27 protein-coding genes are annotated in these 24,250 nt (G+C 68.9%); 15 read left to right on the plus strand and 12 right to left on the minus strand.

The window, feature by feature from the left end; all coding sequences use genetic code 11:
- Positions 1–72 precede the first annotated feature (72 nt).
- From Q0581_RS11810 to Q0581_RS11830, 5 genes are all read left to right on the plus strand, one after another.
- On the plus strand, positions 73–777 hold the full coding sequence (locus tag Q0581_RS11810) for a response regulator transcription factor (protein WP_298700528.1): 705 nt from the start codon (positions 73–75) through the stop codon (positions 775–777).
- Between the two features lie 103 nt (positions 778–880).
- Positions 881–2,428 carry a stimulus-sensing domain-containing protein gene (locus Q0581_RS11815; protein ID WP_298700529.1) on the plus strand — a complete coding sequence of 516 codons (1,548 nt, stop codon included), beginning with the start codon at positions 881–883 and terminating at the stop codon, positions 2,426–2,428.
- On the plus strand, positions 2,425–2,871 hold the full coding sequence (locus Q0581_RS11820; RefSeq protein WP_298700530.1) for an HPr kinase/phosphorylase: 447 nt from the start codon (positions 2,425–2,427) through the stop codon (positions 2,869–2,871). Before Q0581_RS11815 ends, Q0581_RS11820 begins: the two co-directional genes overlap by 4 nt.
- A 71-nt stretch (positions 2,872–2,942) precedes the next feature.
- Positions 2,943–3,347, plus strand: coding sequence for a PTS sugar transporter subunit IIA (locus tag Q0581_RS11825; RefSeq protein ID WP_298700531.1), 405 nt, complete (start codon positions 2,943–2,945; stop codon positions 3,345–3,347).
- Positions 3,344–3,640, plus strand: coding sequence for an HPr family phosphocarrier protein (locus Q0581_RS11830; RefSeq protein ID WP_298700532.1), 297 nt, complete (start codon positions 3,344–3,346; stop codon positions 3,638–3,640). Before Q0581_RS11825 ends, Q0581_RS11830 begins: the two co-directional genes overlap by 4 nt.
- 50 nt (positions 3,641–3,690) lie before the next feature.
- Here the strand turns inward: Q0581_RS11830 and Q0581_RS11835 are convergent, their stop codons facing one another.
- Both Q0581_RS11835 and polA read right to left on the minus strand, forming a co-directional pair.
- Positions 3,691–3,999, minus strand: coding sequence for a GNAT family N-acetyltransferase (locus Q0581_RS11835; protein WP_298700533.1), 309 nt, complete (start codon positions 3,997–3,999; stop codon positions 3,691–3,693).
- Between the two features lie 11 nt (positions 4,000–4,010).
- Positions 4,011–6,881: a DNA polymerase I gene (polA, locus tag Q0581_RS11840; protein ID WP_298700534.1), complete on the minus strand. Its 2,871-nt coding sequence runs from the start codon at positions 6,879–6,881 to the stop codon at positions 4,011–4,013.
- A gap of 87 nt (positions 6,882–6,968) precedes the next feature.
- Between polA and Q0581_RS11845 the strand changes: the two genes are divergently transcribed.
- The gene (locus tag Q0581_RS11845; protein ID WP_298700535.1) at positions 6,969–7,955 is read left to right on the plus strand and encodes a threonine/serine dehydratase; all 987 of its coding nucleotides are present in this window, start codon (positions 6,969–6,971) and stop codon (positions 7,953–7,955) included.
- 4 nt (positions 7,956–7,959) lie between these two features.
- Positions 7,960–8,415 carry a MaoC family dehydratase gene (locus Q0581_RS11850; RefSeq protein WP_298700537.1) on the plus strand — a complete coding sequence of 152 codons (456 nt, stop codon included), beginning with the start codon at positions 7,960–7,962 and terminating at the stop codon, positions 8,413–8,415.
- Positions 8,416–8,419: 4 nt separating this feature from the next.
- Here Q0581_RS11850 and Q0581_RS11855 read toward each other — a convergent pair whose 3' ends face one another.
- The 3 genes from Q0581_RS11855 to Q0581_RS11865 all read right to left on the minus strand — a co-directional run bounded on the left by Q0581_RS11855 (position 8,420) and on the right by Q0581_RS11865 (position 11,711).
- On the minus strand, positions 8,420–9,460 hold the full coding sequence (locus Q0581_RS11855) for a hypothetical protein (protein ID WP_298700538.1): 1,041 nt from the start codon (positions 9,458–9,460) through the stop codon (positions 8,420–8,422).
- A gap of 150 nt (positions 9,461–9,610) precedes the next feature.
- Entirely contained in the window at positions 9,611–10,546 is a 936-nt protein-coding gene (locus tag Q0581_RS11860; protein ID WP_298700539.1) for a Gfo/Idh/MocA family oxidoreductase, read from the minus strand.
- A 7-nt stretch (positions 10,547–10,553) separates the two neighbouring features.
- Positions 10,554–11,711 (minus strand): DegT/DnrJ/EryC1/StrS aminotransferase family protein, encoded by a 1,158-nt coding sequence (locus tag Q0581_RS11865; RefSeq protein ID WP_298700540.1) that lies wholly within the window; start codon positions 11,709–11,711, stop codon positions 10,554–10,556.
- A 216-nt stretch (positions 11,712–11,927) separates the two neighbouring features.
- On the opposite strand from Q0581_RS11865, the gene Q0581_RS11870 reads away from it, so the two are divergent.
- The 3 genes from Q0581_RS11870 to Q0581_RS11880 all read left to right on the plus strand — a co-directional run bounded on the left by Q0581_RS11870 (position 11,928) and on the right by Q0581_RS11880 (position 14,449).
- Positions 11,928–13,004: an AGE family epimerase/isomerase gene (locus Q0581_RS11870; RefSeq protein WP_298700541.1), complete on the plus strand. Its 1,077-nt coding sequence runs from the start codon at positions 11,928–11,930 to the stop codon at positions 13,002–13,004.
- Positions 13,001–13,510, plus strand: a complete 510-nt coding sequence (locus Q0581_RS11875; protein ID WP_298700542.1) for an HAD family hydrolase — start codon at positions 13,001–13,003, stop codon at positions 13,508–13,510. Before Q0581_RS11870 ends, Q0581_RS11875 begins: the two co-directional genes overlap by 4 nt.
- Positions 13,511–13,573: 63 nt before the next feature.
- Entirely contained in the window at positions 13,574–14,449 is an 876-nt protein-coding gene (locus tag Q0581_RS11880; RefSeq protein WP_298700543.1) for an alpha/beta hydrolase, read from the plus strand.
- Positions 14,450–14,522: 73 nt separating this feature from the next.
- Here the strand turns inward: Q0581_RS11880 and Q0581_RS11885 are convergent, their stop codons facing one another.
- The 3 genes from Q0581_RS11885 to Q0581_RS11895 all read right to left on the minus strand — a co-directional run bounded on the left by Q0581_RS11885 (position 14,523) and on the right by Q0581_RS11895 (position 17,431).
- Positions 14,523–14,996 carry a hypothetical protein gene (locus Q0581_RS11885; RefSeq protein WP_298700545.1) on the minus strand — a complete coding sequence of 158 codons (474 nt, stop codon included), beginning with the start codon at positions 14,994–14,996 and terminating at the stop codon, positions 14,523–14,525.
- A 125-nt stretch (positions 14,997–15,121) separates the two neighbouring features.
- On the minus strand, positions 15,122–15,346 hold the full coding sequence (locus Q0581_RS11890) for an alkylphosphonate utilization protein (RefSeq protein ID WP_298700547.1): 225 nt from the start codon (positions 15,344–15,346) through the stop codon (positions 15,122–15,124).
- Between the two features lie 12 nt (positions 15,347–15,358).
- On the minus strand, positions 15,359–17,431 hold the full coding sequence (locus Q0581_RS11895) for an NAD(+) synthase (protein WP_298700549.1): 2,073 nt from the start codon (positions 17,429–17,431) through the stop codon (positions 15,359–15,361).
- A 101-nt stretch (positions 17,432–17,532) separates the two neighbouring features.
- Here Q0581_RS11895 and ftsY point away from each other — a divergent pair, with 101 nt between their 5' ends.
- The 3 genes from ftsY (at position 17,533) to Q0581_RS11910 (ending at position 19,885) form a co-directional block, all read left to right on the plus strand.
- Positions 17,533–18,471, plus strand: coding sequence for a signal recognition particle-docking protein FtsY (gene ftsY, locus Q0581_RS11900; RefSeq protein WP_298700551.1), 939 nt, complete (start codon positions 17,533–17,535; stop codon positions 18,469–18,471).
- Positions 18,472–18,475: 4 nt separating this feature from the next.
- Entirely contained in the window at positions 18,476–19,141 is a 666-nt protein-coding gene (locus Q0581_RS11905; protein WP_298700553.1) for a septation protein IspZ, read from the plus strand.
- A gap of 96 nt (positions 19,142–19,237) precedes the next feature.
- A complete protein-coding gene (locus Q0581_RS11910; RefSeq protein ID WP_298700555.1) occupies positions 19,238–19,885 on the plus strand; it encodes a MarR family winged helix-turn-helix transcriptional regulator in 648 nt (215 codons plus the stop codon).
- Between the two features lie 3 nt (positions 19,886–19,888).
- Here Q0581_RS11910 and grpE read toward each other — a convergent pair whose 3' ends face one another.
- The 3 genes from grpE to Q0581_RS11925 are packed head-to-tail and all read right to left on the minus strand — an operon-like array spanning position 19,889 to position 22,121.
- Positions 19,889–20,503, minus strand: a complete 615-nt coding sequence (grpE, locus tag Q0581_RS11915; RefSeq protein ID WP_298700557.1) for a nucleotide exchange factor GrpE — start codon at positions 20,501–20,503, stop codon at positions 19,889–19,891.
- The gene (hrcA, locus tag Q0581_RS11920; protein WP_298700559.1) at positions 20,500–21,573 is read right to left on the minus strand and encodes a heat-inducible transcriptional repressor HrcA; all 1,074 of its coding nucleotides are present in this window, start codon (positions 21,571–21,573) and stop codon (positions 20,500–20,502) included. Before hrcA ends, grpE begins: the two co-directional genes overlap by 4 nt.
- Positions 21,570–22,121: a GNAT family N-acetyltransferase gene (locus Q0581_RS11925; protein WP_298700561.1), complete on the minus strand. Its 552-nt coding sequence runs from the start codon at positions 22,119–22,121 to the stop codon at positions 21,570–21,572. The genes hrcA and Q0581_RS11925 overlap by 4 nt, the downstream gene beginning before the upstream one ends.
- A gap of 46 nt (positions 22,122–22,167) precedes the next feature.
- On the opposite strand from Q0581_RS11925, the gene rph reads away from it, so the two are divergent.
- Together rph and Q0581_RS11935 are read left to right on the plus strand one after the other, a co-directional pair.
- On the plus strand, positions 22,168–22,896 hold the full coding sequence (rph, locus tag Q0581_RS11930; protein WP_298700562.1) for a ribonuclease PH: 729 nt from the start codon (positions 22,168–22,170) through the stop codon (positions 22,894–22,896).
- An 82-nt stretch (positions 22,897–22,978) separates the two neighbouring features.
- Positions 22,979–23,353 carry a hypothetical protein gene (locus tag Q0581_RS11935; protein ID WP_298700563.1) on the plus strand — a complete coding sequence of 125 codons (375 nt, stop codon included), beginning with the start codon at positions 22,979–22,981 and terminating at the stop codon, positions 23,351–23,353.
- Positions 23,354–23,420: 67 nt separating this feature from the next.
- On the opposite strand, the gene Q0581_RS11940 is transcribed toward Q0581_RS11935, so the two are convergent.
- Positions 23,421–24,250: S1 RNA-binding domain-containing protein (locus Q0581_RS11940; RefSeq protein WP_298700564.1), on the minus strand; the 830-nt coding region annotated here is incomplete at its 5' end.

Consider the following 24,250-nt stretch of genomic DNA (forward strand, 5'->3'; position numbering starts at 1 on the left):
CGGTTACGCTTGCCGCGCGTTTGGCGTAGGGCGGGGGCGTAATGGCCCTGGCCGCGATCAGAGGAGACACTCTTGGCCAACATCACCCTGGTCGATGACGACGAGAACATCGTGGCGTCGGTTTCGCTGGCGCTGGAAAGCCATGGCCACAAGATCACCGCCTATCATGACGGCGCCGCCGGGCTGGAAGCCCTGGAGGCCACGCCGCCGGATCTGGTGATCCTGGACGTGAAGATGCCGCGCATGGACGGGATGGAGGTGCTGCGCCGCCTGCGCCAGACCAGCCAGATCCCGGTCATCATGCTGACGTCCAAGGACGAGGAGATCGACGAGATCCTGGGCTTCAACCTGGGCGCCGACGACTATATCCACAAACCGTTCAGCCAGCGGCTGCTGATCGAACGGGTCAAGGCCCTGCTGCGCCGCTCGGGCGCCGATGGCGGCGAACCGGAACCGTCGGCCGAGGCTTCGGGCAAGGCGATCAAGCGCGGCAAGCTGACCATGGACCCGGCGCGCCACGAATGCACCTGGGACGGCAAGGCGGTGAAGCTGACGGTCACCGAATTCCTGCTGCTTCAGGCCCTGGCCCAGCGGCCCGGCTTCGTGAAGAGCCGCGACAACCTGATGGACGCCGCCTACGACGATCAGGTCTATGTCGACGACCGCACCATCGACAGCCACGTCAAGCGGATGCGCAAGAAATTCCGCGTCGTCGACAATGAGTTCGACGCCATCGAGACCCTGTATGGCGTCGGATACCGATACCGCGAGAGCTGATCCCGAGCCGTCGACGACGGCGACGGCCGGGCGCCGGTTCGGCCTCGGCCGTTTTCGGCTGAGCGCGCTGCGCTCGGGCGGGTTCCGGCCGGGCGGGTCGCGCTTGGGCGGCTTCATCCTGGCGCTGAACCTGCTCAGCCTGCTGATCCTGTTCGGCGGCGCCCTGGCGCTGAACGAATGGCGGCGCGGTCTGGTCGAGGCGCGTCAGCAGTCGCTGACGGTCCAGGCCGAGCTTCTGGCCAATCTGCTGGGCGAGGCGGGGGCGACGCGGGGCGAGCCGCGGCCGATGCTGAACCCCACCGACGCGGCCCTGCTGCTGCGGGACAAATTCATTCCCACCGGCCAGAGGGCGCGCCTGTACGACCAGGACGGGCTTCTGGTGACCGACAGTTTTGCGGTGTCCGAGATCATCGGCGGGTCGCCCCTGACCGCCCCCCTGCCCGCCGGGGTTCCGGCGCGCGACCCCACCGCCGCCCAGCAGGACCGCAACGAGCGGCTAGAGGATCAGGCCGCAGAACAGCTGGCCGCCGAGGTCGAACGCGCCCTGTCCGGCGAGGCTCAGGCCACGGTGCGACCGTCCGAGACCGGCGATCCGGTGGTGTCCGTCTCCATCCCCGTGCGCCATGTCCAGCAGGTTCTGGGCGTGCTGACGCTGGAGGCCGGCGATGTGGACGAGATCCTGTCGGCCCAGCGCCGGGCCCTGGTGCCCTTCGCCCTGGTGGCGCTGGCGGTGAACCTGCTGGCCTCGCTGGTGCTGCACCTGTTCGTGGCCCGGCCCATCATGCGGCTGTCGCGGGCGGCGGACGAGGTGCGGATGCAGCGGGCACGCGCCATCTCCCTGCCCGATCTGGAGGGCCGCAAGGACGAGATCGGCGACCTGGCCCGGTCGCTGGAGACCATGACCGAGACCCTGTCGGCCCGCATGGACGCCATCGAAGGCTTCGCCGCCGACGTCAGCCACGAGATCAAGAACCCCCTGACCTCGATCCGGTCGGCGCTGGAGACCCTGGCCCTGGTCAAGACCGACGCCCAGAAGGACAAGCTGACCACCCTGCTGCAACAGGATGTGCGGCGACTGGACCGGCTGATCACCGACATTTCCAACGCCTCACGCCTGGACGCCGAACTGTCGCGCGAACGGCCACGGCTGATCGACATGGGCGAGCTGTTGAACGAGGTGGTCCAGATTTACGCCGCCACGTCCAAGCCGGGCGAGGCGGCTGTCGGGCTGGAGGTCCGCCCGGCCGCGGGGGCCGAGGCGCGCGTGCTGGGCCAGGACGGGCCGCTGGGCCAGGTGTTCCGCAACCTGATCGACAACGCCCGCTCGTTCAGCCCGCCGGGCGGAACCGTGCGCGTGACGCTGGAGCGCGACCCCATCGACGCCTGCCCCATCCATGTGCGGGTCGAGGACGACGGCCCGGGCATACCGCCCGACAATCTGAACACCGTGTTTGAACGCTTCTACACCTCGCGGCCCAAGGGGACGGCCTTCGGCTCCAACTCGGGCCTGGGCCTGTCCATCGTGCGTCAGATCGTCGAGGCCCACGGCGGCCGCGTCTGGGCCGAAAACCGCACCGACGCCGAGGGCGCCGTCACGGGCGCCCGCTTCACCGTGGCCCTGCCGGCCGGATCGACCGGCCGCCGCGCATGACGCCGACCGTTCACGCCACCGTCGTGGCCGCGCCCTTCGCCGAGGGGTGGCGGGCCGTGATGTTGACCGGGCCGTCCGGCGCGGGAAAGAGCGATCTGGCCCTGCGGCTGATGCGGGCGGGCTTTCGTCTGGTCGCCGACGACCGCGCCCATGTCTGGGCCTCGGGCGGGCGGCTGTACGCCACGGCCCCCGAGACCCTGGCCGGACGCATAGAGGCGCGAGGCCTGGGCGTGCTGAAGACCTCGATCCGGCCCATGGCCCGGGTGCGACTGATCGTCCGCCTGACCTCGGAACCGGTCGAACGCATGCCCGATCCGGCCTTCCAGACGCTGGCAGGACTACAGATTCCCCTTGTGAATCTGGATCCCAGGCCCGCCTCGGCGGTCGCCTTGGTCGCAGGCGCTCTGACGGGCTTTGATCGCGACGCAGTTTGGCCTATCTAGGCCGGCTTGCGGTCCGGTCGGGCGAACGCCCCCAAGGACGCGACACGGGGCTTAGTCTTGGCGGTTCCTGAATGATCGGCCTGGTCATCGTCACTCACGGCGGCCTGGCCTCCGAGTTCCTTTCGGCCATGGAGCATGTGGTCGGGCCGCAGCGCGGCGTGGCCGCCATCTGCATCGGCCCCGAGGACGACATGGAGCGGCGCCGCCGCGACATCGTCGACGCGGCCGCCGCCGTGGACGACGGCGACGGCGTGATCCTGCTGACGGACATGTTCGGCGGCACGCCGTCCAATCTGGCCATTTCGGTCATGGAGCAGACCCGCGCCGAGGTCATCGCCGGGCTGAACCTGCCCATGCTGATCAAGCTGGCCAGCGTGCGCGGCCGCGAAAGCCTGGACGCCTGCGTCGCCGCGGCCCAGGACGCCGGCCGCAAATACATCTCGGTCGCCTCATGGGTTCTGACGGGTGAGAAATGAGCGAAACTGACACCGCCCAGAACCCGACCCGCGCCATCGTCGGCATCTGCAACCAGCGCGGCCTGCACGCCCGCGCCTCGGCCAAATTCGTCAAGCTGGCCTCCGTCTATGAGGCCGAGGTCAAGGTGACCCGCGACGGCGTCACCGTGGACGCGCGCTCCATCATGGGTCTTCTGATGCTGGGCGCCGGAAACGGCTGCGACGTCACCATCGAGGCCGAGGGCCCCGATGCGGCCGAAGCCGTCGCCGCCCTGGCCGAACTGGTCCAGCGCCGCTTCGACGAGGACCAGTAGGTCCGTCCAGGCGCCCCCAGCCCTACAGGCCCCGATCTACAGGCCCAGTTCTACAGCCCCAGGGCCGTCCGGTATGACGGATGCACGATCTCGGCCCATTCGGGATGCTTCTGCAGATAGCCGGCGAAGAACGGACAGGTCGGCAGGATGACCAGGCCCCGCGCCTTGATGTCCGCCAGCACATGGCGCGCCATCCGGCTGGCGATGCCGCGCCCTTCCAGCGGAATCGGCACGATGGTCTCGGTGATCAGAAGCCCGCCGGCCACGGGGTTGTAGATCACCACCGCCGTCTGCCCCTCGATGGTCAGTTCATATCGCCGCGCCTCGGCGTTGTCGCGAATGTCGGGATCGGGGGTCATGACGGTCTCCATCAATGTGCAGCGTCCCAGTTGGCGGCGGCCTTGGCTTCGACGACCAGGGGCACGGTCAGGGCCACGGCGGGTTCGGCGGCGGTCTCCATGACGCCGCGGATCAGGGTCAGGGCCGCCTCGGCCTCGGATTCGGGGGCTTCGAACACCAGTTCGTCGTGCACCTGCATCAGCATGCGGGTCTTCAGCCCCGCGCGGGCCAGGGCGTCGGGCATGCGGATCATGGCGCGACGGATGATGTCGGCGGCCGAGCCCTGGATCGGGGCGTTGATCGCCGCCCGTTCGCCGAACTGGCGCTCGGCGCCCGATTTGGAATGGATGGCGGGAATGTGGATGCGGCGGCCGAACAGGGTGGTGACATGGCCGTCCTGGCGCACCTGGGCCTTGGTGCGGTCCATATATTCGCGGATGCCGGGGAAGCGCTCGAAATAGGTCTTGATGTAGGCCCCGGCCTCGCCCTGATCGATGCCCAGCTGATTGGCCAGGCCGAAGGCGGAAATGCCATAGACGATGCCGAAATTGATCGCCTTGGCCCGGCGGCGGGTCTCGGCGTCCATGGTCTCGATGGGCACGTTGAACATCTCGGACGCCGTCGCGGCGTGGATATCCAGCCCGGCCTTGAAGGCGCGCTTCAGCTCGGCGATGTCGCCGATATGGGCCAGCAGGCGCAGCTCGATCTGGCTGTAGTCCGCCGAAATCAGCACATGGCCGGGCGCGGCGATGAAGGCCTGGCGGATCTGGCGGCCGATCTCGGTGCGGATGGGGATGTTCTGCAGGTTCGGGTCGCTGGAGGCCAGCCGCCCGGTCGAGGCGGCGGCCAGCTGATACGAGGTATGCACCCGGTCGGTCTTGGGATCGGCCGCCGCCGTCAGGGCGTCGGTGTATGTGCCCTTCAGTTTGGACAGCTGGCGCCAGTCCAGCAAGGCGCGCGGCAGGTCGTGCGTCAGGGCCAGGTCTTCCAGAACGCTGGCGTCGGTGCCCCATTGTCCGGTGGCGGTCTTCTTGCCGCCCGGCAGGCCCATTTCGCCGAACAGGATTTCGCCGATCTGTTTGGGGCTGCCCAGGTTGAAGGGGCGGCCGGCCAGGGTCTGGGCCTTCTCCTCCAGATCGATCATCTTCAGGCCGAATTCGTGCGACAGGCGCCGCAGCCGGTCCGGGTCGATCCGCACCCCCGCCAGCTCCATGTCCGCCAGCACCGCCGGCATGCCGCGTTCCAGCGTCTCATAGACGGTGGTCAGCCCCTCGGCCGCCAGGCGCGGCTTCAGGATCCGCCATAGCCGCAGAGTCACATCCGCGTCCTCGGCCGCATAGCGGGTGGCGGGGGCCAGTTCGACGTGTTTGAAGCTCTTCTGCGCCTTGCCGGTCCCGGCCACGGTCTTGAAGGCGATGGGTTCGTGTCCCAGCCAGCGTTTGGACAGCTCGTCCATGCCGTGGGCGTAAAGGCCGCCGTCCAGTACATAGCTGATCAGCATGGTGTCTTCGATCGGCGCCACGCGCACGCCGCGCCGGGCCATCACGGCCATGTCGTATTTGATGTTCTGGCCGACCTTCAGCACCGCCGGGTCTTCCAGCAAGGTCTTCAGCCGCGCCATGGCCGTGGGTTTGTCGATCTGAAGGATCGGCTCGCGCGCCGGTTCGCCGCCGAAGTCCAGCCCGCCGCCGGTCCCGGCCGCCTCGGGGTGTTCGTGCGTCAGGGGGATGTAGCAGGCGTCGTTCGGCCCCAGCGCCAGCGACACGCCGCACAGGCCCGCATGGGTCGCCGACAGGGCGTCGGTCTCGGTGTCGAAGCCGACCACCCCCGCCGCCGTCGCCCGCGCGATCCAGGCGTCCAGATCGTCCAGCGTCTGGATGCAGACATAGGCGTCGTGATCGAACGTCTGGCCCTCGACCGGGGCGGCCGTTTCGGCGGGCGCATAGCGGGGCGTGGATACCGGCGCGGACATGGGCTTGGGCGCGAAGGCCGAGCCGTCGTGGGCCGCCGCCTTGCCGTCGCCGACGCGGCGCGACAGCGACCGGAACTCCATCATCTCCAGAAAGGCCGACAGGGTGGCCGGATCGGGATCGCGCACCACGAAGTCGCTGATCGGCTCGGGCGCCGGGGCGTCGCAGGTCAGGGTGACCAGCTGGCGGCTGAGACGGATCTGGTCGGCGTATTCGATCAGGGTCTCGCGCCGCTTGGGCTGTTTGATCTCGCCGGCGCGGGCCAGAAGGGTGTCCAGATCGCCGAACTCGCCGATCAGCTGGGCCGCCGTCTTGGGACCGATGCCGGGGGCGCCGGGCACATTGTCGACGCTGTCGCCGATCAGGGCCTGAACTTCGATCACCTTGTCCGGGGTGACGCCGAACTTTTCGAACACCGCCTCTTCGGCCAGGCGCCGATCCTTCATCGGGTCCCACATGACCACCGACGGCCCGATCAGCTGCATCAGGTCCTTGTCGGACGACACGATCACCGCCTCGCCCCCCGCATCGCGCGCCATACAGGCATAGGTGGCGATCAGGTCGTCGGCCTCATAGCCCGGCAGTTCGACGCAATGCACGCCGAACGCCCGCGTCGCCTCGCGCACCAGCGGGAATTGCGGAACCAGATCCTCGGGCGGCGGCGGCCGGTTGGCCTTGTATTCGGGATAGAGGTCGTTGCGGAACGTCTTTTCCGAATGGTCGAAGATGGCCGCCAAATGGGTCGGGCCGTCCGCCCCCTTCATGTCGCGGATCAGCTTCCACAACATGTTGCAGTATCCCTGGACCGCGCCGACCGGCAGGCCGTCCGACTTGCGCGTCAGGGGCGGCAGGGCGTGATAGGCCCTAAAGATGTAGGCCGAGGCGTCGATCAGCCACAGGCGAAGGGCGGGCGCTTCGGTCGGTTCGCTCATGATCGGCAACATAGGGGCAGCCGGGCGCGCCGTCATCGGCCGTATCGCCTCTTGGACCACGGCGTCGCATCGGCTTAGGTGGCGGCCATGCACACCGCCTCGTTCGAGGGCGTCCTGGACGCCGCCCGCCAGATCGCCGGCCACGCCGTGCGCACCCCCCTGATCGAAAGCCCGGCGCTGAACGCGCATCTGGGCGGCCGTGTGCTGCTGAAGGCCGAAAACCTTCAGGTCGCGGGCGCCTTCAAATTCCGCGGGGCCTATAACCGCATCAGCCGGCTGACGGATGAGGAGAAGGCGCGCGGCGTCGTGGCCTATTCGTCGGGCAACCACGCCCAGGCGGTGGCGGCGGCGGCCCGCATGGTCGGGACATCGGCCATCATCGTCATGCCCGCCGACAGCCCCCGGGTGAAGATCGAGGGCGTCATCGCCTTCGGCGGCGAGGTGCGAACCTACGACCGCTATTCCGAGAGCCGTGAGGCCATCGGCGAAGAGATCGCCGCCACGCGCGGTTCGGTGCTGGTGCGGCCGTTCGACGATCCCTTCGTCATCGAGGGCCAGGGCACGACGGGGCTGGAGATTGTGGAACAGGCGGATGCGCGCCTGGACCAGCTTTTGTGCGGCGCCTCTGGCGGGGGGCTGGTCGCGGGCATCAATCTGTCGATGGCGGCGCGGTCGCCGAAGACGCGGGTGATCGGGGTCGAACCGGCTGCCTATAACGACACCCAGATCTCGCTGGCGGCGGGCCAGCGGCTGACCCATCCGCCGGTGGCCCATCCGTCGATCTGCGACGCCCTGATGACCGACCGGCCGGGCGAGCTGACCTTTCCGATCAACCGGCGGCTGGACCGGGTCGAGACCGTCACCGACGCCGAGGCGGCCGAGGCGGTGCGTTACGCCTTTCGCACCCTGAAACTGGTGGTCGAGCCGGGCGGGGCGGTGTCCCTGGCCGCCCTGCTGGCGGGCAAGGTTCCGACCCAGGGCCTGACCACGGCGGTCGTTCTGTCGGGCGGCAATGTCGATCCGGGCCTGTTCGCCGCCATCATCGAAAACCGCTTCACCCCTGCCGGAGACTGAGCCCATGCCTGCACCATCCGACCTGCAATCCCTGATCGGCCAGGAGGTCGGGGTCTCGCGCTGGTTCGAGATCGACCAGGCCCGCATCGACGCCTTCGCCCAGGTGACCGAGGACCATCAGTTCATCCATGTGAACCCCGAGCTGGCGAAACAGACCCCCTTCGGCGGGACCATCGCGCATGGATTCCTGACACTCAGCCTGGCCTCGGCCATGAGCTATGACGCGGTCCAGCCGCTGGACGGGGTGGTGATGGGGGTCAACTACGGCTTCGACAAGCTGCGGTTCCTGGCGCCGGTTCCGGCCGGGTCGAGGGTGCGCGGCCGGTTCAAGCTGCTGGGCGCTGAGGATAAGGGCGGCGGCCGCTGGCTGATCCGGCACGAGCTGACGGTCCAGATCGACGGCGCCGAAAAACCGGCCCTGATCGCCGAATGGCTGTCGATGCAGATGGTGGGCGGCTGAGGCGTCACCAGGTGGTGGGGGCCGCCGCCTCGGGGTGGCGCGCCCGGGCGGCGGACCAGGCGTCGGCCTGGCCCTTCAGGCGGCTGTCCAGAAATCCGGCGACCAGATCCGTGGTCAGGGCGTGGGCCTTCGCCCCGCCTATGGCCCCGAACCGGGTGCGGCGGCGGTCCTCGGGAACCGCGTCCTGGATCAGGGCGGCGTCGGCGAAGTCGAAATGCCGGACATCCGGGACCTGCAGGGCCACGGCGTCGCTGGCCCCCTGGGCCGCCTCGCGCCAGACGCGGGCGCGCCGGTCCCGCGAGCGATCCGCCTCGCCCTCGGTCCGGCCCAGCAGATAGAGAACGCGGCCATCCGCCGGGATGCGCGTCGGCCCGTTGTAGTCGCCGTCCAGGTTCACCGCGACCGCGCCCGGCAGGTCCGCCAGGGCCATGACCGCCGCCGACCCGCCCAGGGAATGACCGATCACGGCCACCCGGTCGCCCTCGATCCCCGCCACGGCGCCGGACCGCGCCAGGGCGACCGCCTCGACCAATTCCGCCGCCGCCTGGCGATAGCGTCCGCCCGACACAGGGGGCGAGCCTTCGGGGTTCAGGACCAGGACGACATAGCCCCGGCTGGCGACATCCTCGATCAGCAGACGATAGTCGCCCCCGCCCATGGAAGCGCCCGGCTGGAACACCACCAGGGGGAAGCGGCCTGTTGCGGGCGCGGCCCCGCGACGGGCGGCCGTTACGGCCTGGGCCAGGATCCCGGCCGCATCCGGCCCGAACCGGCGCGCCAGATCGGCCCGGTGATCGGGGCTCGGCCCCTCGGCCCGCACCTCGCCCGAGGCGTCCGCCGCCGGATAATAGAGCCGCGTCGTCGCCCCGGACGCCAGGGCCGGACCCTCGGCCACCCCCACCGGATGCGGCCCGCCGGGGCGCACCGCCTCGATAGCGGTCGCCATCACGACGCCGGCCCCCTGGCTCGCCCCCGACTGCGCCTGCGGCGGCGCCGAACACCCCAGGCACGCCAGGGCGCCCATCAGAACCGTCAGCTTGATCATGTCGCCACAAGGCGGGAGGCGGGGGCGCCTCGTCAAATTAAAGCCAGGTCAGAATCGATGTCCTCTGCCGTTCGTCGGCGACGCTTTTGCGCGACGGACGTGAGGCGCGCTCTGGGCTGAAAGTGAACGACGGCGCCGCATCCGCCCGCTTCACCCCTCGCCCAGGCACCTCAGGGCCACTTCCAGATTGCGCAGGCCGTCTTCGCCGGTGACCTCGGGCGCCTCTCCGGTGCGGATGGCGCGGGCGAAGGCTTCCAGCTCCTTCTTCAGCGGCTCGGCGGGCCAGCTCATGACGCCGCGCGTCGAATAGGAACCGTCCGGCTGCTGGCCGAAATATTCGGTGACCTGGCGGGTCATCAGATCGGCGACGACGAATTTGTTCTGGGTCGCCACCTGCAAGGTGCGGGTCTTGTAGGGCGTGACCCAGTTGGTGGTGATGTGGGCGATCACCCCGTTCTCCAGCCGGAATTGCAGCAGGGCGGTGTCTTCGCGGTCGGCCTTTGTGCGGGCCAGCTGGGGCTGGACCTCGACGATCTCGGACCCGGTCAGGTGGCGGATGATGTCGATGTCGTGCACCGCCAGGTCGATCACCACGCCCACTTCGCCCATGCGCGGCGGAAAGGGGCCGACGCGGGTGATCTGGATCGAGATGACGTCTTCGCCGGCGATGGCGCGCTTGACCGCCTCGACCGCCGGATTGAACCGCTCGACCTGGCCGACCATCAGCACCCGGCCATTGGCGGCGGCCGCGTCGATCATGCGGCGGGCGTCGGCCACGGTGGCGGCGATGGGCTTTTCGACCAGGACGTGAACGCCCTTTTCCAGCAGGGCCACCGACAGGTCTGCGTGGGTACGGTTCGGCGTGGCCACGATGGCGCAGTCCAGGCCCGCCGCAACGAAGGCCTCGGCGCTGGACACCCCGGCGGCGCCATAGGCGGCGGCCACGCCCTCGGCCGTCAGGGCGTCCATGTCCAGCACATGGGTCAGGTCGAAATCACGGATGTCGGCGGCCACGCGGGCGTGGTTGCGGCCCATGACGCCGGCGCCGGCGACGCCCAGTTTCAGCGGAGCGGGATGCGAGGTCATGCGGAGATCAGCCCTTGAACGAAACGACGGCGGCGATGATGCGGTCCTGGGTCGCTTCGTCCAGGTCGGCGTGCATGGGCAGGCTGATGACCACGTCCTTCAGCCGCTCGGTCATCGGCAAACCCTGCGGACCCCGCGGATACATGTCGTAGGCCGGCTGAAGGTGCAGCGGGATCGGATAATAGACCGCCGTCGGCACGCCCTGTTCGCGCAGATGCGCGGCCAGGGCGTCGCGGTTCGGATGCTCGATAGTGTATTGCGCCCAGTTCGAGATATGGCCTTTGGGCACGTCCGGCACGGCGGCGACATGGTCGCGCAGGGCCGCGTTGTAGCGGGCGGCGATGCGGTTGCGCCATTCGATCTCTTGGCCGAACACCTTCAGCTTCTCGATCAGGACGGCGGCCTGGATGGTGTCCAGACGGCTGTTCAGGCCGATGCGCATGTTCAGATATTTGGGGTCGTGATCGAAGGTGCGGCCCTCCAGGTCGCGGGCCACCGCCTTGCCGTGCACGCGGATGGAATCCATCAGCTGGGCCAGGTCGTCGTCATCGGTCAGCACCGCCCCGCCATCGCCGTAACAGCCCAGGGGCTTGGCCGGGAAGAAGCTGGTGGTGGTGACATCGGCCCATTTCAGCGGGTGGTGGCCGTCGATGGTGCAGCCGAAGCCCTGGGCCGAATCCGAGATCAGCTTCAGCCCGTGTTTGTCGCAGATCGCCTTGATCGCCGGATAGTCGGCCGGCTGGCCGAACAGATCGACGGCGATGACCACGCGCGGGGTCAGGCGGCCCTCGGCCTTCGTCGCCTCGATGGCGGCCTCCAGATGGGCCGGGTCCATGTTGTAGGTGCGCGCGTCCACGTCGATGAACACCGGCTCGGCGTCGAACCAGGGCACGATCTCGGCCGTCGCGGCGAAGGTGAAGCTGGGCACGAAGACCGCATCGCCGCGCCCGACGCCCCAGGCCATCAGCGGCAGGGCCAGGGCGTCGGTGCCGTTGGCGCAGCCCAGGGCGTGTTTCGCCCGGCCGAAAGCGGCCAGATCGGCCTCGAACTGACGCACCTGGGGGCCCATGACCCAGGCGCCGCCGGTCACGGCCTCGGCCACCGCGGCCTCGATCTTGCCGTCCAGACGAAGGCGCTGGGCCTGCAGGTCGATGAAGGGGATCATGGGCGTTTCGGGTCCAGGCGCCGGCGGGCGGCGAAGAAAATCAGGCGGGCTTTAACAAACCGGCCCCCGTCACGCCAAACGGCCGGGGGTCACTTCCCGTTGCCGGATGCAACAAAGCGGCGACCGCAGGATGACGTTGACGCGTGCGGCTTGGCAAATCGTGGGCGGGACCGTAAGCCAAGCCCGGTGACGTCGCTATCGCCCAGTCAGGATCGGGTGCGCGCCTGGCTGTTCGACCAGGCCCTGCCGCTGTGGGCCGAACGCGGCGCGGCGGCCGATGGCGGCTTTCATGAAGCGCTGGATTTCGAGGGACGGCCGGTTCCGGGCCTGGTGCGCCGCACGCGGGTCCAGGCCCGTCAAGTCTATGTCTTCGCCCAGGGCGCCGCCCTGGGCTGGGCGCCGGGCCGGGCCGTGGCCCAGGCCGGCCTGGACCGGATGATCGCCGCCTGCCGCCGCGACGACGGCCTGTGGCGCCTGACCACCGATGCGGGCGGCGCGCCCGTGGACGAAACGGCGGACCTGTATGATCAGGCCTTCGTCCTGTTCGCCCTGGCGACTGGGCGCCGGGTTCTGGATGACCCGCGCGCCCTGCCCCTGGCGCAGCAGACCCTGGAGGCGATTCGCGCCCGGATGGCGTCGCCGCACGGCGGCTGGGACGAGGCGATCCCGCCGGTCCTGCCGCGCCGCCAGAACCCGCACATGCACCTGCTGGAGGCCATGCTGGCCTGGCGCGAGACGGCGCCGGATGCCCGGTGGGACGCCATGGCGGGCGAAAGCCTGGCCCTGTTCGACCGCGCCTTCTTCGATGGGCGCAACGGGGTTCTGGGCGAGTATTTCACCGAGGACTGGGCCGTGGCGCCAGGCGCGCCGGGCCGGGTGGCCGAACCCGGCCATCATCTGGAATGGGTCTGGCTGCTGGACCGCGCCCGCGCCGCCGGTCTGGGCGACCGGTCGGCGGCGGCGCGGGCGCTGTACGCCACCGCCGTGGCGCGCGGCCTGGACGGCTCGGGCTTTGCGATGCGCGAGATCGGGCGTGACGGCGGCGTCATCGACGGCGGCCGACGCCTGTGGGCCCAGACCGAGGCCATCCGCACCCATCTGCTGGTCGGCGACCAAGACCAGGCCACGCGCCTGATCGACGCCGTGTTCGACAGCCATCTGGCCACGGCGACGCCCGGCCTGTGGATGGACAGCTATGACGCCGAGGGGCGGACGGGCGACGTGCGGGTTCCGACCTCGACCCTGTATCACCTGATGACCGCCTTCACCGCCGTGCTGGAGCCGAATGGATGACCGGGATCGCCGCCGTCTTTCTGGATCGCGACGGGGTGCTGATCGAGGACACCGGCTATCCGCATGTCGAGGACCAGATGCGCATCACGCCGGGCGCGCCCGAGGCGGTGCGGCGACTGAACGCCCTGGGCTATATGGCCATCATCGTCACCAACCAGTCCGGCGTGGCGCGCGGCCTGTTCAGCCTGGAGCAGATGAACCGCTTCAACGACACCCTGGTGCGCCGGTTCGCGGCCCGTGGCGCCCGCATCGGCGCGGTCTATGCCTGCCCGTTCCACGCCGAGGCCAAGGTCGAGGAATTCCGCCATCTCGACCACCCGGACCGCAAGCCCAACCCCGGCATGATCCTGAGGGCCATCAATGATCACGGCGTCGACCCGGCCCGCAGCTTTCTGATCGGCGACCAGGCCAGCGATCTGGAGGCGGCGCGCCGCGCGGGCGTGTCGGGCTTCCGCTTCGAGGGCGGCGACCTGGACCGGTTCGTGCGCGACCTGCTGGGGCATTGATCCGCGAGCGGCGGTATTCCATCCGACGTTGAAACGGGCGCGTCCGGGGTCCAGACTGGGGCCATGAGCAAGCCCTATGCTGATCGTCGCTGGACCTCGCCGGACGGCCTGAGCCTGTACGCCCGCGACTACGCCCCGGCGGACGGACCGACCAGGCTGCCGGTCATCGCCATCCACGGCCTGACGCGCAACAGCGCCGATTTCGAGGTCATCGCCCCCCTGATCGCCGCCAGCGGCCGTCGCGTCCTGGCGGTCGATGTGCGCGGGCGCGGCCTGTCGGACCGGGCGCCGGACCCGATGACCTATCAGCCGCCGAACTATGCGCGGGACATGCTGGCCCTGATGCAGCAGGCGGGGATCGAGCGGGCCATCTTCCTGGGCACCTCCATGGGCGGGCTGATCACCATGGCCCTGGCGGCGATCAAGCCGCGGGTGGTGGCCGGGGCCATCATCAACGATGTGGGACCAGAGGTGGCCAAGGAGGGCCTGGCCCGCATCGCCGCCTATACGGGCCAGCCGGTCGAGATCCACAGCTGGGCCGACGCCCGCGACGTGGCCCGCCGCAACAATGAAATCGCCTTCCCCGACCGCGACGACGCCTTCTGGGACGCCTTCGCCCGTCGGGTGTTCCGCGAAGGGACCGAAGGCGCGCCGGTGCTGAATTATGATCCCGACATCGCCGTTCCGATCCGGGCGGCGGGGGAAAAGGCGCTGGTCCCGAACCTGTGGCCCTTCTTCCGGCGACTGGCCAAGGGTCGGCCGACCCTGCTGGTGCGCGGCGCCACGTCCGATCTGCTCAGCGAAGAGATCGCCACCCGCATGCGCAAGGCGGCGCGCAAAATGGACTATGTCGAGGTTCCCGGCGTCGGCCACGCCCCCATGCTGGACGAACCCGAGGCCCGCGCCGCCATCTTCCCGTTCCTGGCCGAGGCGCCGTGACGGTTTTTCGGCTCCAAAGCCTCTTCGGAGCGGACCTCTCCCGTACTAGTTTTGAGCAAACAGTGAACTGAACTCAAAGAGGGGGCAGTTCGCGACCTCGGGCTGGGACTTCAGAAAATTCAAGGTCCGTGAACAGGATGTGGACCTCCCCCCTATCTTCAGTTCCGTTCGGCTGGACCAGCAGAAACCGATGAACCATCTCAGACCCCAAACCTGAGAACTCGTCATGCCAGATCTCGGTCGGACGGTTCTGCACCGCCTGAGCGAGGGCGCCGCGCCCTAAGATTAAGCGGGCATTCTTGTAGGTGATTTTAGTGTGCCAATAACCGCGCTGCAGGTCACCTGTGAGAAGCATCAGCCGGATGTCCCCCACGTCCTCGATAACCCGATCTACGAAGGCGTCATTCAGCCCTATCGTCGTCGCAAATCGCCAGACGGCCGAGCCCTGATCTAGGGTATCGATATATGCTCGATAGGCGCTCTCAACTTTGTCCCATTCCTCATCAGAAACGTCACCAAGCGCCCAAGCTCGTGTGAAGTACTCCATGCGTCCTATGGTGAATGGCAGCTATCGTTTGGGCAAGGTCCGCTAAGGGTTGTAGGGGCCATCGCCTCCCGCCCGAACACCGGACCGTCTGGCGCGCCATTTCCTGTGCAGGAACAAGCCTGAGCTTAAGCCTTTTTGACGAATTCCGTCCGCAGGACCAGGCCCCGCACCTTCTCGACATTGGCCTCGATCTCGTCGGGGTCGCCGGTCAGGCGGATGTTCTTGACCAGGGCGCCGCGCTTCAGCGTCACCCCGCCCGAACCCTTGACCTTCAAGTCCTTGATCAGGGTCACGCTGTCGCCGTCGGACAGCAGGTTGCCGTTGGAGTCTTTGGTGATGTCGTCGGTCATGGACGGAGGGTTTCAGACGCCGGGGACGTTGCTGTCAAGCTCGTCCAGCCAGACCCGGGCCGTGGCGTCCGACGGCGCGCGCCAGTCGCCGCGGGGGCTGAGGCTGCCGCCCGTCACCACCTTGGGGCCATTGGGCAGGGCCGAGCGCTTGAACTGGCTGGTCTGGAAGAAGCGGACCAGGAATTTGCGCAGCCAGTGTTTGATGGTCTTCAGGTCGTAGTCGACCTTTTCCACGTCCGGCGTTCCGGCGGGCCAGTCGCCACGGCCCGCATCGCCCCAGGCCTGGTGCGCCAGATAGGCGACCTTGGACGGCGTCGATCCATAGCGGGTGATGTGGAACAGGAAGAAGTCGTTCAGCGCATAGGGACCGACCGTCGCCTCGGTCGACTGGATCTGGCCGTCCACGGCCGGGACCAGTTCGGGCGAAATCTCCTGCTCCAGTATGGCGCGCAGCACCGGCGCGACCTCGGCCCCCGCCATCTTGTGCTCGGCGACCCAGCGGATCAGGTGGCGGATCAGGGTCTTCGCCACCCCGCCGTTGACGTTGTAGTGGCTCATGTGGTCGCCGACGCCATAGGTGGCCCAGCCCAGGGCCAGTTCCGACAGATCGCCGGTGCCCAGCACGAAGGCCCCGTTCTGGTTGGCCAGCCGGAACAGATAGTCGGTCCTCAGGCCCGCCTGCACATTCTCGAAGGTGATGTCGTGCACCGCCTGCCCCTGCGCATAGGGGTGGCCGATGCCCTCAAGCATGGTCATGGCCGTGGGCCGGATGTCGATCTCGGCGCCGGTGACGCCCAGGGCCTTCATCAGCGCCCAGGCGTTGGACCTGGTGCCTTCGGACGTGGCGAAGCCCGGCATGGTGTAGGCCAGTATGCCGGTGCGCGGCAGCTTCAGCCGGTCGAAGGCGCCGCAGGCGACCAGCAGGGCCTGGGTCGAATCCAGCCCGCCCGAGACGCCGATGACGATGCGTTCGGCCTTGGTCGCCGTCATCCGCCGCATCAGGCCCTGAACCTGGATGTTGAAGGCCTCGAAACAGTCCTGATCCAGCCGCGCCGCATCGTCGGGCACGAAGGGGAAGCGGTCGATCGCCCGCATCAAAGGACCGGTCGCGGGGCCGGCGGGGGCGTCTTCATCCACGATCAGCAGGCGGCCGATATGGTCGTCTTCGTGCGCGCGGCGCGCCTCTTCGCGGGCGCAGTCGGCGAAGGTGCCGGTGCGCATCCGCTCCAGCCCGATCCGCTCCACATCGACGTCGGCCACCGTCAGATGCGGCTCAAGGGAAAAGCGTGGCCCGGCGGCGATGCGGGCGCCCAGTTCGTGGATCGTCGCCTGCCCGTCCCAGGCCAGGTCGGTGGTCGATTCGCCCCAGCCAGAGGCCGTGAAGACATAGGCCGCCATGGCCCGCGCCGACTGGCTGGCGCTCAGCAGTTCGCGGTCCTGGGCCTTGCCGATCAGGACGTTGGACGCCGACAGGTTCAGGATGATGCGCGCGCCCGAAAGGGCCAGCCGCGTCGAAGGCGGCAGGGGCGCCCAATAATCCTCGCAGATTTCGACGCCGAAGGTGAAGCCGGGCCGCCCGGCGACCTCGACGACGAAATTGCCCCCGAACCACGAGGCCCAGTCGTCGCCGATCCTGACCCCGCCGCGCACCCGCGCGCCCGGTGCGAACCAGCGCTTCTCGTAATACTCCCGATAGTTGGGCAGATAGGTCTTGGGCACGATCCCCTGCGCCCGGCCGCCTGCCAGGATGACGGCGCAGTTATAGAGCGCATCCCCATGCCGGATCGGCGCCCCCACCACGGCGATGACCCCGGCCGCCTGGGCCGCCACGGCTAGCGGCTTGATACAGGTCTCCACCTGGTTCAGCAGGGCCTCCTGCATCACCAGGTCGTCGATGGCGTAGCCGGTCAGGCTCAGTTCCGGGAAGACGATCAGGTCGCACCCTTGCGCCCCCGCCTGTTCGATCAGGGCCAGATGCTGGACCATGTTCGCGGCCGGATCGGCCGTGTGCACCACCGGCGTGGCGGCGGCCACGCGCACAAAGCCCTGGTTGCGGGGGGCGTGGAAGGGTTCGGTCCTGGCCAACGGTCGTCGTCCTTGCAGTCTCCTTGGTCATGTAACGGCTAAGGCGGGCCTGCGCCACTTTCGCCCGTGACCTGACAACCCCCGGCGGCTAAAGCGGATGCATGACCGATACGCCGAAGAAGGGCTGGTTCTCGCGCCTGAGCGAGGGGCTGTCCCGCTCGTCCAAGCAGATGACCGAGCAGGTGGTGGCGACCTTCGTCAAAGAGCCGCTGTCCGAAGCCGCGCTGGAGCAGCTGGAGGAGCATCTGCTGGAAAGCGATCTGGGCCCGGCCGCGACCGACCGGATCGTGGCCCGGTTCCGCGATCTGCGCTTCGGCAAGGTGTCGGACGAGCGCGAGGTCAAACAGGCTTTGGCCGAGGCGGTGGCCGCCGAACTGCGCCCCAATCAGGCGACCTTCGATCCGCTGAACCAGGGCGTAAAGCCGTTCGTGGTGCTGTTCGTCGGGGTCAACGGCTCGGGCAAGACCACCACCCTGGGCAAGATCGCCGCCGATCTGACGGGCAAGGGCGCCAAGGTCATGATCGTGGCCTGCGACACCTTCCGCGCCGCCGCGCGCGAGCAGCTGAAGGTCTGGGCCGAGCGCGCGGGCGCCGATTTCGAGAGCCGCCGCGACGGCGCCGACCCCGCCGGCCTGGCCTTCGACGCCTACACCAAGGCCCGGGCCGAGAATTACGATGTCGTCCTGATCGACACGGCCGGGCGGTTGCAGAACAAATCGGCCCTGATGGACGAACTGCTGAAGATCGTGCGCGTGCTGAAGAAGATCGAACCCGATGCCCCGCACGAGACCCTGCTGGTGCTGGACGCCACGGTCGGCCGCAACGCCCTGGCCCAGGAACAGATCTTCGGCCGGGCGGCTTATGTCTCGGGCGTGGTGATGACCAAGCTGGACGGCACCGCGCGCGGCGGGGTGCTGGTGCCGGTGGCCAACGCCTCGGACGCCCCGATCAAGCTGATCGGCGTGGGCGAGGGGGTCGAGGATCTGCAACCGTTCGACGCCGACGCCTTCGCCCGCTCTCTGGTGGGGCTAGAGGACTGAAACCATGACCGATGACGCCGCCTCGAAACGCCAGTGGATCCGCAGCGCGGTCGATTTCGGCGCCCTGGCCGCCTTCGCCGCCGCCTTCCTGATCCTGCGGGCGCGCGGGCTGGAATCAGCCGAAGCCCTGGTCCAGGCGACCTGGGTGCTGGTGGCCGGGTCGGCCATCGCCCTGGGGGTCGGCTTTCTGGTCGAGAAGCGGCTGGCGCTGATGCCGCTGCTGACCGGCGGCTTCGCCCTGGTGTTCGGCCTGCTGACGGTGTTTTTCGACGACGGCCTGTTCATCAAGCTGAAGGTGACGGTGCTGAACATCTTCCTGGCCGGGCTGCTGCTGGGCGGGACGATGATGGGCAAACAGCCGCTGAAGGCCCTGCTGGGCGATGCGATCAAGGTCAATGACGCCGCCTGGCGCACCCTGACCATCCGTTATGGAATCTACTTCCTGGTCGTGGCCCTGGTGAACGAGGTGATCCGCAGCCCCGCCGCCGTCACCGCCATCTGGCACGCCCTGGGCCGGGGCACGCCGGACCCGGAAGCGGTGTGGGTGGCCTTCCGAGGCGTGTTGTGGATCGCCGCCTCGGTGTTCGGCATTTCGCAGCTGCCGCTGATCATGCGCAACCTGACCCGTGACGAGCCGCCGGGTCCGGTGTCGCCCGACACGGGTCTTTAGTCGATGAAACGCCTTGCAAGGACCAACTGTCGTCTTTGCGTCGCGAAACCGTAAACCGGGGCTGTTAGGCCAGACCTCGGTTCCGGGGGATTACCAATGGTCAAGACCGGCAAGTCGGCGAAGAAGAGCACCGGGGCCCTGTCGGCCTCGCCCAGCCACCTGATGCACCGCGCGCTGCAGCTGGCGCTGGACATCTATACCGAAGAGGTCGGGTCTGACGGCCTGACCCAGCGTCAGTTCGCCGTGCTGGAGGCCGTGGCGGCCAAGGCCGGCCTGACCCAGACCGATCTGGTCCGCGCCACCGGCATCGACCGTTCGACCCTGGCCGATCTGGTCGCGCGGATGGAGAGCAAGGGTCTGGTGGAACGCCAGCGCTCGACCCTGGACGCCCGCGCCATGGCCGTGCGTCTGACCGAAGCGGGCGCCGCCGCCCTGGACGCCGCCCGGCCGATGGTCCAGTCCGCCGACAAGCGCATCCTGGCCCTGCTGCCCAAGGGGCGGCGCGATGTCTTCCTGACGGTCCTGGGCGAGCTGGCGGCCACGGCCGATGCGGCCCCCGACATCGCCAAGGCCGAGGCCCGCGCCGCCAAGAAGGCCGCCAAGGAGGCCCGAAAGGCCGAAAAGGCCGCCAGGAAGATCGCCGCGCCCAAGCCGGACAAGATCAAGAAGCCCAAGGCTGACAAGGCGGCCGAAAAAGCCCCCAAGGCGCCCAAGCCCGAAAAGCCGGTCAAGCCGGCCGACTGACCTTTAGGCCTGGGCGTCGAACGTCCCGCCATTGGTCCCGGCCTCGGCATAGGGGCCTTTGGCCGCGCCGCCGGCGCCCTTGGCCGCCACCACCACCATGGCCGCCCGCACCGTGCGGTCGAACAGGGCGTAGCCGGGCTGCAGCGTCTGGATCACCGTGCCGGGTGGAACCTCGGCGGACGGCTGCTCCATCATCGCCTGATGCAGGTGCGGGTCGAAAGCCTCGCCGGGGCCCGGCGCCACGCGCTTCAGGCCGCTGGCCTCGAAGGCCGCCAGCAGGGATTTCTGCGTCATCTCCAGCCCGGTCACCAGGCCGGCGGCCGCGCCGTCCGCACCCTGGGGCGCCGCCTGAAGGGCGCGCTCCAGATTGTCGGCCACGCCCAGCAGGTCGCGCGCGAACCGTTGGATCGCATAGGCGCGGGCGTCGTTCATCTGGCCTTCGGTGCGGCGCTTGACGTTCTCGGCCTCGGCGGCGGCGCGCAGAGCGCGGTCGCGCCACTGGTCCCGCTCGGCGATGACGGCGTCCAGCGGGTCGGCGAAGGCCTCCTCCGCCTCGGCCTCGGCGATGTCCGCGTCCAGTTCGGTCTCGATAGGATCGTTTTCGGGCGTCTCGTTCACGTCTCTTGTCCGTCCAGCATCCGGCCCAGCACCCGGGCGGTATAGTCCACCAACGGTATGACACGGGCGTAGTTCAATCGCGCGGGGCCGATGACGCCGATGGCGCCCAGCACCCGCTGCCGGCCCGTCATATAGGGCGCCGCGATCACGGCGGAACCCGAAAGCGAAAAAAGCCGCGTCTCGGCGCCGATGAAGATGCGAACCCCCTGGCCGCCCTCGACCCCGTCCAGCAGGCCGATCAGCTGTTCCTTCTGCTCCAGATCCTCGAACAGGGACCGGACGCGCTCCAGATCCTCGACCGCCTCGGCGTCGGCCAGCAGATTGGCCCGGCCGCGCACGATCAGCGACCGCTCGCGGTCCGCCCCGCCGGACCAGGCGGCCACCCCGTCCTCGACCAGGCGGGCGGCGGCGGCGTCCAGTTCGCGCCGGGCGGTGGCCAGTTCGGCCGCCATCTCGGTGCGCGCCTCGGCCAGGGGGCGGCCCTTCAGCCGCGCATTCAGGAAGTTGGACGCCTCGGTCAGGGTGGCGGGCGTGACCCCGGCCGTCAGGGGCATCAGCCGGTTCTCGACCGTGCCGTCGTCGGCCACCAGCACCGCCAGCGCCTGATCGTGGCCCAGGGCGACGAACTCCACATGTTTGACCCCGGCCTGCTGCACCGGCGTGACCACGACGCCCGCCCCGCCCGCCAGGCCCGACAACAGGGCCGAGGCGGCGTCCAGCGCCTCGTCGAAATGACGTCCGCGTCCGGCCAGCCGCGCATCGATCTCGCGCCGTTCTTCCGTCCCCAGATCGCCGATCTCCAGAAGGCCGTCGACGAACAGCCGCAGGCCCGCATGGGTCGGAATACGCCCTGCCGAGGCGTGCGGCGACCGCAACAGGCCCGCCAGCGTCAGATCCTGCATGGTGTTGCGAATCGAGGCGGGCGACAGGGACACGCCGCTGAGCGACAGGGTGCGCGATCCGACCGGCTCGCCCGTCTCCAGATAGCTTTCCACAATGCGGCGAAAGATGTCGCGCGCCCGCTGGTCCAGGGCGGTCAGGCCGGCGTAGGCGGGCTGGATCAGGCTCATGCCCGGCCCTCCCAGTCGGCGCGGTCCAGCCGCATCACCAGACAGTCGTCCTCGCCGTTGAACAGGCGCCGCTCGACAGGCCGGAACCCCAGCCGTCCGTAAAACCGGTGCGCGTCGGTGTTGGAGTTCAGCGGGTCGATGACGATGGCCGTGACCTTCGGGTCCGCAAAACAGGCGTCGATCGCCTGGGTCATCATGGCCGTGCCGAACCCCTGACCCAGGGCGTCCGGTTCGCCGATCCAGATGTCCAGCGCCCGCAGGTTGGGTTCGATCGCGCCCCAGTAATGGGTCGGCTCGGCATGCGGGTCGATCACCTGCAGGGCGCCGATGGGGCGGCCATCGACCTGGGCGATCAGATAGAAGCTGTCGTCGGATGATGTGGCGATCTCTTCCGCCCACACCGCGCCGGCGAAGGCGGTTTCGGCCTCGGGGTCGTCGGTGGCGCAGGCGATGACGTGCGGCTGGCGGTCCCAGCGCGCCAGAAGGGCCGCATCGTCGGCCGTGGCGCGGCGCAGGGTCACGGAAAGGGAAGAGGAGGACAGGCTCACGGTTTCAGGATAAGCAGCCGCTCGCCGCCTTCCAAGGAGTTCCCGCATGACCGCCCCCCGTCCGTCCGGCCGCATCGCCGACCAGCTGCGCCCCGTGACGCTGGAAACCGGCGTCAACCGCTATGCCGAGGGTTCCTGCCTGGTGTCGTTCGGCCATACCCGGGTCTTGGTCACCGCCTCGGTCGAGGAGAATGTCCCCGGCTGGATGCGCGGCAAGGGCCAGGGCTGGGTGACGGCCGAATACGGCATGCTGCCGCGCGCCACCCACACGCGCGGCCGTCGCGAGGCCGCCTCGGGCAAGCAGTCGGGCCGGACCCAGGAGATCCAGCGCCTGATCGGCCGGTCGCTACGCGCCGTGGTCGATCTGAAGGCCCTGGGCGAGCGGCAGGTGGTGCTGGACTGCGACGTGATCCAGGCCGATGGCGGCACGCGCACGGCGGCCATCACCGGCGCCTGGGTGGCCATGGCCTCGGCCCTGAAATATCTGCGCGAAGAGGGGGTGATGACCACCGATCCCATCCTGGATCAGGTGGCGGCTGTGTCGTGCGGCGTCTGCGCCGACCAGCCGGTGCTGGACCTGGACTATGAAGAAGATTCCTCGGCCGAGGCGGATTCCAACTTCGTGCTGACCGGGGCGGGCGACATCGTGGAGATTCAGGCGACGGGCGAAAAGCGCGGCTTCTCGCGCGCGGAGTTCGACCGCCTGTTCGAACTGGCCCACGGCGGCTGCGCCGAACTGTTCGCCCTGCAACGGGCGGCGCTGGAGGCGCGCTGACCGAAACGTGTCCGCAGGCGGGGTTTCGTCGTTCGGCGAAACCGGGCATCGTCCGGCCCGCCATCGCCGGAGACGAGCTGACATGCGCCTGCCGACCCTGCTGACCGCCGCCCTCGCCCTGCCCCTGTTCCTGGCCGCCTGCCAGCCGCCGTCTCCGGACAAGGACGCCGGGGCCCCTGCGGCCGTGGTCACGGGCGGCGAAGACCTGGTCATGCCCGACGACGCCCCGCCCCAGGAAGACGCCGTCGCCCCGACGGAAGCGGGCGCCATGTCCTGCACCCTGGACCAGGGCGCCGACGGCGCCGCGGCCCTGGCGGCGCGCTGCACCGCCGTCAGTCCGGCCAGCCACCCGCCATGCAATCCGGCCAATCCGTGCCAGATGATCCAGGACGAGATCGACCGGTCCTGCGCCCTGTGGGAAAAACGCGGCGACGTGCCGGCGGAATGCCGCGCCTGACGCGGACAGGAAAAAGGCGGCGCCCCCGAGGAGCGCCGCCTTCTTCTTTCAGACGTAGGTCTAGACCTTAGTCGCGACGACGACGGCCGCGGTCGCCGCCGCGATCACCGTCACGCTTGGGACGGCCGCCGGTGTCTTCCGACAGGGGGGCTTCGCCGCGTTCGGCGCGTTCGGCGTTGATCTTGTCGGTGATGTCCTCGCCGGTGGCTTGGTCCACGACCTTCATCGACAGCTTGGTCTTGCCGCGGTCGTCCAGGCCCAGGAATTTGACCTTGACCTCCTGGCCTTCCGACACGACGTCGGCCGGGTTGGCGACGCGCTCCAGAGCCATCTGCGACACGTGGACCAGACCGTCCTTAGCGCCGAAGAAGTTCACGAAGGCGCCGAAGTCCACGACCTTCACGACCTTGCCGGTGTAGATCTTGCCCACTTCGGCCTCGGCCGCGATGGAGTTGATCCAGTCCTTGGCGGCGTCGATCTTCTCTTGGTCGTTGGCGGCGATCTTGATGGTGCCGTCGTCGCCGATGTCGATCTTGGCGCCGGTCTTCTCGACGATCTCGCGGATCACCTTGCCGCCCGAGCCGATCACTTCGCGGATCTTGTCGACCGGGATCTTGACGGTTTCGATCTTGGGCGCGAACTCGCCCAGTTCGGCGCGCGGCGCCGTCATGGCCTTGTCCATCTCGTCCAGGATGTGCAGGCGACCGGCCGAAGCCTGGGTCAGGGCCTTGGTCATGATCTCTTCGGTGATGCCGGCGACCTTGATGTCCATCTGCAGGCTGGTGATGCCTTCGCGCGTGCCGGCGACCTTGAAGTCCATGTCGCCCAGGTGATCTTCGTCACCCAGGATGTCCGACAGGATGGCGAACTCGCCCGACGGCTCCAGGATCAGGCCCA

Source organism: uncultured Brevundimonas sp. (genome assembly GCF_937863155.1).
GTDB lineage: Bacteria > Pseudomonadota > Alphaproteobacteria > Caulobacterales > Caulobacteraceae > Brevundimonas.

Coding starts and splice junctions, on each gene's coding strand:
- Q0581_RS11820 (WP_298700530.1), top strand. CDS start 2,425: ATGACGCCGACCGTTCACGCCACCGTCGTGGCCGCGCCCTTCGCCGAG.
- Q0581_RS11825 (WP_298700531.1), top strand. CDS start 2,943: ATGATCGGCCTGGTCATCGTCACTCACGGCGGCCTGGCCTCCGAGTTC.
- Q0581_RS11830 (WP_298700532.1), top strand. CDS start 3,344: ATGAGCGAAACTGACACCGCCCAGAACCCGACCCGCGCCATCGTCGGC.
- Q0581_RS11835 (WP_298700533.1), bottom strand. CDS start 3,999: ATGACCCCCGATCCCGACATTCGCGACAACGCCGAGGCGCGGCGATAT.
- polA (WP_298700534.1), bottom strand. CDS start 6,881: ATGAGCGAACCGACCGAAGCGCCCGCCCTTCGCCTGTGGCTGATCGAC.
- Q0581_RS11845 (WP_298700535.1), top strand. CDS start 6,969: ATGCACACCGCCTCGTTCGAGGGCGTCCTGGACGCCGCCCGCCAGATC.
- Q0581_RS11850 (WP_298700537.1), top strand. CDS start 7,960: ATGCCTGCACCATCCGACCTGCAATCCCTGATCGGCCAGGAGGTCGGG.
- Q0581_RS11855 (WP_298700538.1), bottom strand. CDS start 9,460: ATGATCAAGCTGACGGTTCTGATGGGCGCCCTGGCGTGCCTGGGGTGT.
- Q0581_RS11860 (WP_298700539.1), bottom strand. CDS start 10,546: ATGACCTCGCATCCCGCTCCGCTGAAACTGGGCGTCGCCGGCGCCGGC.
- Q0581_RS11865 (WP_298700540.1), bottom strand. CDS start 11,711: ATGATCCCCTTCATCGACCTGCAGGCCCAGCGCCTTCGTCTGGACGGC.
- Q0581_RS11875 (WP_298700542.1), top strand. CDS start 13,001: ATGACCGGGATCGCCGCCGTCTTTCTGGATCGCGACGGGGTGCTGATC.
- Q0581_RS11880 (WP_298700543.1), top strand. CDS start 13,574: ATGAGCAAGCCCTATGCTGATCGTCGCTGGACCTCGCCGGACGGCCTG.
- Q0581_RS11885 (WP_298700545.1), bottom strand. CDS start 14,996: ATGGAGTACTTCACACGAGCTTGGGCGCTTGGTGACGTTTCTGATGAG.
- Q0581_RS11890 (WP_298700547.1), bottom strand. CDS start 15,346: ATGACCGACGACATCACCAAAGACTCCAACGGCAACCTGCTGTCCGAC.
- ftsY (WP_298700551.1), top strand. CDS start 17,533: ATGACCGATACGCCGAAGAAGGGCTGGTTCTCGCGCCTGAGCGAGGGG.
- Q0581_RS11905 (WP_298700553.1), top strand. CDS start 18,476: ATGACCGATGACGCCGCCTCGAAACGCCAGTGGATCCGCAGCGCGGTC.
- Q0581_RS11910 (WP_298700555.1), top strand. CDS start 19,238: ATGGTCAAGACCGGCAAGTCGGCGAAGAAGAGCACCGGGGCCCTGTCG.
- hrcA (WP_298700559.1), bottom strand. CDS start 21,573: ATGAGCCTGATCCAGCCCGCCTACGCCGGCCTGACCGCCCTGGACCAG.
- rph (WP_298700562.1), top strand. CDS start 22,168: ATGACCGCCCCCCGTCCGTCCGGCCGCATCGCCGACCAGCTGCGCCCC.
- Q0581_RS11935 (WP_298700563.1), top strand. CDS start 22,979: ATGCGCCTGCCGACCCTGCTGACCGCCGCCCTCGCCCTGCCCCTGTTC.